Source organism: Micromonospora sicca (genome assembly GCF_003172935.1).
Classification (GTDB): Bacteria; Actinomycetota; Actinomycetes; order Mycobacteriales; family Micromonosporaceae; genus Micromonospora; species Micromonospora sicca.
The window spans coordinates 1-5,067 of sequence record NZ_QGKS01000427.1; the positions used below are offsets into that span (position 1 = coordinate 1).

Sequence of the window (5,067 nt, forward strand, 5' to 3'; positions counted from 1 at the left end):
CCACCCCCGTCCCCCCAGGAGTCCCGATGCATCGACGCCGATGCCGCTCGGCGGTCCTCGCCCTCGGCATGATCCCCAGCCTGCTCGTACCGACCGTCGTGGCGGCTCCCCCGGCCGCCGCGGCCCCGTCCGGCACCAAGAAGGTCATCGCCCAGCTCTTCGAGTGGAACTGGCCCTCGGTGGCCAGCGAGTGCACCAGCGTGCTCGGCCCCAAGGGCTACGGCTACGTCCAGGTCTCCCCGCCCCAGGAGCACGTCAAGGGCAACCCGTGGTGGCTGGCCTACCAGCCGGTCAGCTACCGGGTCGAGTCCCGCAAGGGCACCCGCGCACAGTTCCAGTCCATGGTGGACACCTGCCACGCCGCCGGCGTCAAGGTGATCGTCGACGCCGTCATCAACCACATGTCCGGCCAGGACATCGGCGGCACCGGCTGGGCCGGCTCGTCGTACGGGCACTACGACTACCCGGGCAGCTACCAGACCCAGGACTTCCACCACTGCGGCCGCAACGGCGGCGACGACATCGTCAACTACAACGACCGGTACGAGGTGCAGAACTGCGAGCTGGTCAACCTGGCAGACCTCAGGACCGAGTCGGACTACGTCCGGTCGAAGCTCGCCGGTTACCTGAACGACCTGCTCTCGCTCGGCGTGGACGGGTTCCGGCTGGACGCCAGCAAGCACATGCCGGCCGCCGACATCGCCGCCATCAAGGGCAAGCTCTCCCGCTCGGCGTACGTCGTGCAGGAGGTCATCTACGGCGCCGGTGAGCCGATCCAGCCGACCGAGTACACCGGCAACGGCGACGTGCACGAGTTCCGGTACGGCAAGGACCTCGCCCGGATGTTCAACAGCGAGCGGCTGGCGTACCTGAGGAACTTCGGCGAGGCGTGGGGCTACCTGCCCACCGGCTCGGCCGCGGTCTTCGTGGACAACCACGACACCCAGCGCGACGGCGGCGTGCTCACCTACCGCAACGGCGGCACCTACGCGCTCGCGAACGCGTTCATGCTGGCCTGGCCGTACGGCTGGCCGACGGTGATGTCGAGCTTCACGTTCAGCAGCCGGGACCAGGGCCCGCCCTCGGACGCCGACAACAAGACGCTCAACACCACCTGCTACTCGGGCTGGCAGTGCGAGCACCGCTGGCGGGTCATCGCCAACATGGTCGCCTTCAACAACGCCACCCAGGGCGCCGCCGTGGCCAACTGGTACGACAACGGGTACCAGCACATCGCGTTCAGCCGGGCCGGCAAGGGCTACCTGACCGTCAACGACGAGGACTTCGCGGTCACCGGCCGCTCCTACTACGCGGGGCTGCCCGCCGGCCGGTACTGCGACGTCATCCACGGCGACTTCAGCAACGGCTCCTGCAGCGGGCCGGTGATCACGGTGGACGCCAACGGCTGGTTCGCGGCGAACATCAACGCGCACGACGCGGTCGCCGTCCACATCGGCGCGAAGCTGCCCTGACCCGACCAGGCCCGGCCGGCCCGATCCGACCGGCCCGGACCGACTCGGAGGCCCCCCGCACCGCACTTCAGCCGAGCGGGGGGCTTCCTGTCCTTTACAGTCACTTTGTGCTGTTTGACCGTTTGATCTCCCGTTGGACGCTGGGCTGGCTGCTCGCCGCGCTCGGCGTACCGCTGCTGCTCCTGGCCGCACTGCTGGTCGGGCGGACGCTCACCGGCGGGCCGACGCCGACCGGGGCCGCAGCCGGCCCCGTGGTGACCGGCCCGGTCGGCCCCGTCGCGACCGACCCGGCGCCGACACCCGCGGAGTCGGTACCCGCGGCGGCGCCCGCCCCGGACGACCTGCCGGTCGTGGACTACGAGCCCGCGCCACGCGGCTTCCCCACCGACCCGGGATCGGGCGACACCCGCCCGCTCACCGAGGGGCTCGCGCCCACCCGGCAGATCGCCGCCTACGACGCGCCCGGCGGACGCCCGCTGGCCTTCCTCGCCCCCACCATCCGGGACGTGAAGCTGACCATGCCGGTGGTCGACCACCGCGTCGGCTGGACGGCGGTGCTGCTCCCCTCGGCCAACCGCCGGATCGCCTGGCTGCCAGCCGGCGGCTGGACCACCGTCGCGCTCCGCGACCAGATCGTGGTGGAACGCCGACCGCACCGGCTGACCTGGTACCGCGACGCCCGCCCGGTGAAGTCGTGGGAGGTCAGCCTCGGCCGGCCGGGCCAGTTCACCCCGCTCGGGCGGACCTTCATCCTCGGCCGCACGCCCCCGCCGCAGGCGGTCTACGGCGGGGTGGACATCTTCGCCCTCGGCGCGATCCCCGACGATCCGGGCGCCGTCCCGGCCGGGCTGCGCGGTGCCCACATCGGACTGCACAGCTGGTACAACGACGACACCCTCGGGCAGAACGTCACCAACGGCTGCATCCGGCTGACCCGCAGCGGCCAGCGCCAACTCCTCGGCGAGGTGCCCGCCGGCACCGGTGTCGTGGTGGTCGACGAGCTGCCCGCCCCGCCGGCCACCGCCTGACCGGCGCGCTCACTCGCCGAGCAGCCAGCCGTTCTCCTCGGCGATGCGCACCGCGTCGGCCCGGTTCCGCGCGCCGGTCTTGCCGATCGCGGCGGAGAGGTGGTTGCGCACCGTCCCCTCGGACAGGTGCAGCACGGCGGCGAGCTGGGCCACCGTGCCGCCGCCCCGGGCCGTCCGCAACACCTCGGTCTCCCGTTCGGTCAGCGGACTGGCCCCGGTGGCCAGGGTCTCCGCGGCCAGGGTGGGGTCGACCACCCGAAGCCCGGCATGCACCCGGCGTACCGCGTCGGCGAGCTGCCGGGCCGGGGTGTCCTTCACCACGAAGCCGTTGGCGCCCGCCTCCATCGCCCGCCGCAGGTAGCCGGGGCGGCCGAAGGTGGTCACCACCAGCACCCGGCAGCCGGGCACCGCGGCGCGCAGCGCGGTGGTCGCGGCGATCCCGTCCAGGCCGGGCATCTCGACGTCGAGCAGGGCCACGTCGGGCGTGGTGCGGCGGGCCTCGGGGACCACCTCGTCGCCCCGCCCGACCTCGGCGACCACCGTGAGGTCCGGCTCCAGCGACAGCAACGCGGCCAGCGCCCCCCGGACCAGCGCCTGGTCGTCAGCGAGCAGCAGCCGGATCGGCTCGCTCACCGGTCGACCGGAAGGGTGACGCGGAGCAGGAAGCCCGGGCCGTCCGGACGACGGCCGACGGTGACCGTGGCGTCCAGCCGCCGGGCCCGCTCGCGCAGCCCCACCAGCCCGTGCCCGCCCGGCCCGGCGGACGCCGCCGCGGGTCCCCGCCCGTCGTCGCGGATCTCGACCAGGCCCGGTTCCACCCGGATCACGCAGCGCCGCGCCCCGCTATGCCGGACCACGTTGGTCACCCCTTCCCGTACCGTCCAGCCGAAGAGTTCGTCCCGCTCCGCCGGCAGCTCCGGCACCCCGCCTGGCAGCTCCGCGGCGATGCCCGCGGCGGCGAGCGCGGAGCGGGCGCCGGCCAGTTCCCCGGCCAGGCTGATCCCCCGGTACGCCCCGACGGTGCCCCGCACGTCGGCGAGGGCCTGCCGGGCCAGCCGTTCCACGTCGGCGATCTCGGTGGCCGCCCGGGCCGGATCCAGTTCCAGCAGCCGGCCGGCCAGCTCCGCCTTCACCGCCACCACGGTCAGCGAGTGGCCCAGGATGTCGTGCAGGTTCCGGGCGGTGCGCGCCCGCTCCTCGGCCACCGCGAGCCGACGGATCTCCTGCTGGGCGGCCTGGAGTTCGCTGTTGCGCTGGGCCAGCCGGGTCACCCCGAACATGGCGAACGAGGCGAGCAGCACCGCGAAGACCACCGTGCCCTCGGCCTCCCAGCCGGGCACCAGCGCGGCGGTGACCGGTGGGGTCAGCGCGGCGAGGACGACCACCGCCAGCGCGTGCCGGCTCGGCAGCAGGAACACCGCCGCCGCCGCGACGAAGACCAGGGTGGTCAACCAGTCGCCGCCGGTACCCGGGATGCCGGCCAACCCGAGCGCGAGCAGCAGCGCCACGGCCGCCCACGCCCGGCCGACCGGGATGGGCCGGTGCTGCTGCCGCTGGGCCCGCGCCCACTGAAAGACGCAGACGTAGAGGACCCCGAAGGCGAGCAGCGTCACCGCGCCCACCACCCGCCGCCAGACCTCCGGCTGGTGCAGGGCGGCGAGCAGCGGGATGTTGAGGAAGAAGAGCCAGACCGCGGCCAGCAGCCAGCCGGTGACCCGCCAGTGGCGGCTCGCCGGCCGGATCGGGTCCGGCGGAAGGTCCATCCGGAACACGCTAGCCTCCGCCGTCCCGGTCAGACGCGGGTGGTGTCCCGGCGGAACAGCCGGGCCGCGCCGAGGCCGAAGAGCACGGTCCAGCCGGCCACGTTGCCCAGCGCCACCCAGTCCAGCCCGGCCCCGGTCAGCGGGGCCCGGGCCAGCTGGCCGACCCCGTACACCGGGGTGAACTTGGCGATCTGCTGCAGCGTGTGCGGCAGCACGTCGAGCGGGACGAAGAGGCCGCCGAGCATGGCCAGGATCGCCAGGATCGGGCCCATGAACTGCATGACGTTCTCGGCCGGCGCGAGGTAGCCGACGAAGAGCCCGAAGGCGGCGAAGACCAGCGAGCCGAGCCAGGCGGTGAGCCCGGACAGCAGCCAGACCTGGACGGGCAGCCGGACCCCGGCGGCCGCGCCGACCGCGAACTCGACGAGCACCGCGATCAGCCCGAGCACCATGGCGGTGGCCACCTTCGTCGCCACGTACGCGGGCGGGCGCAGCGGGGTGAGCCGGAGCTGCCGGCTCCAGCCCAGCGCCCGCTCGGTGGCCACCGCGGCACCGGCGCTGGTGGTGGCGACCATGGCGCCGTACACGGCGAGGCTGATCATGATCCAGCCGGTGACCGGGCGGCCGTTGGGCAGCTCCTGTCCGCGTTGCGGGAGTCCGAAGAGGAGGAAGAAGACCGCCGGCATGACCAGGATGAAGACCAGCGTCCGGCGGTTGCGCAGGACCCGGCGGATCTCGATGGCCAGCACGGCGGTGGAGAACCCGCCCAGGGCGGGTTCTCCACCGCCGTGCTGGCCATCGAGA

5 protein-coding genes are annotated in these 5,067 nt (G+C 73.6%); 2 read left to right on the forward strand and 3 right to left on the reverse strand.

Going from position 1 to position 5,067, the window contains the following annotated elements:
- The first annotated feature begins 26 nt into the window (after window positions 1-26).
- Together DKT69_RS32695 and DKT69_RS32700 are read left to right on the forward strand one after the other, a co-directional pair.
- Window positions 27-1,472, forward strand: coding sequence for an alpha-amylase (locus DKT69_RS32695; RefSeq protein ID WP_109805275.1), 1,446 nt, complete (start codon window positions 27-29; stop codon window positions 1,470-1,472).
- Window positions 1,473-1,579: 107 nt separating this feature from the next.
- The gene (locus tag DKT69_RS32700) at window positions 1,580-2,500 is read left to right on the forward strand and encodes a L,D-transpeptidase (RefSeq protein WP_109805276.1); all 921 of its coding nucleotides are present in this window, start codon (window positions 1,580-1,582) and stop codon (window positions 2,498-2,500) included.
- A 9-nt stretch (window positions 2,501-2,509) separates the two neighbouring features.
- Here DKT69_RS32700 and DKT69_RS32705 read toward each other — a convergent pair whose 3' ends face one another.
- From DKT69_RS32705 to DKT69_RS32715, 3 genes are read right to left on the reverse strand one after another with little or no spacing between them, the layout of a single operon-like run.
- The gene (locus DKT69_RS32705; protein ID WP_109805277.1) at window positions 2,510-3,133 is read right to left on the reverse strand and encodes a response regulator transcription factor; all 624 of its coding nucleotides are present in this window, start codon (window positions 3,131-3,133) and stop codon (window positions 2,510-2,512) included.
- Window positions 3,130-4,263, reverse strand: a complete 1,134-nt coding sequence (locus DKT69_RS32710) for a sensor histidine kinase (protein WP_109805278.1) — start codon at window positions 4,261-4,263, stop codon at window positions 3,130-3,132. Before DKT69_RS32710 ends, DKT69_RS32705 begins: the two co-directional genes overlap by 4 nt.
- Before the next feature lie 29 nt (window positions 4,264-4,292).
- On the reverse strand, window positions 4,293-5,012 hold the full coding sequence (locus DKT69_RS32715) for an ABC transporter permease (protein ID WP_236648499.1): 720 nt from the start codon (window positions 5,010-5,012) through the stop codon (window positions 4,293-4,295).
- Window positions 5,013-5,067 lie beyond the last annotated feature (55 nt).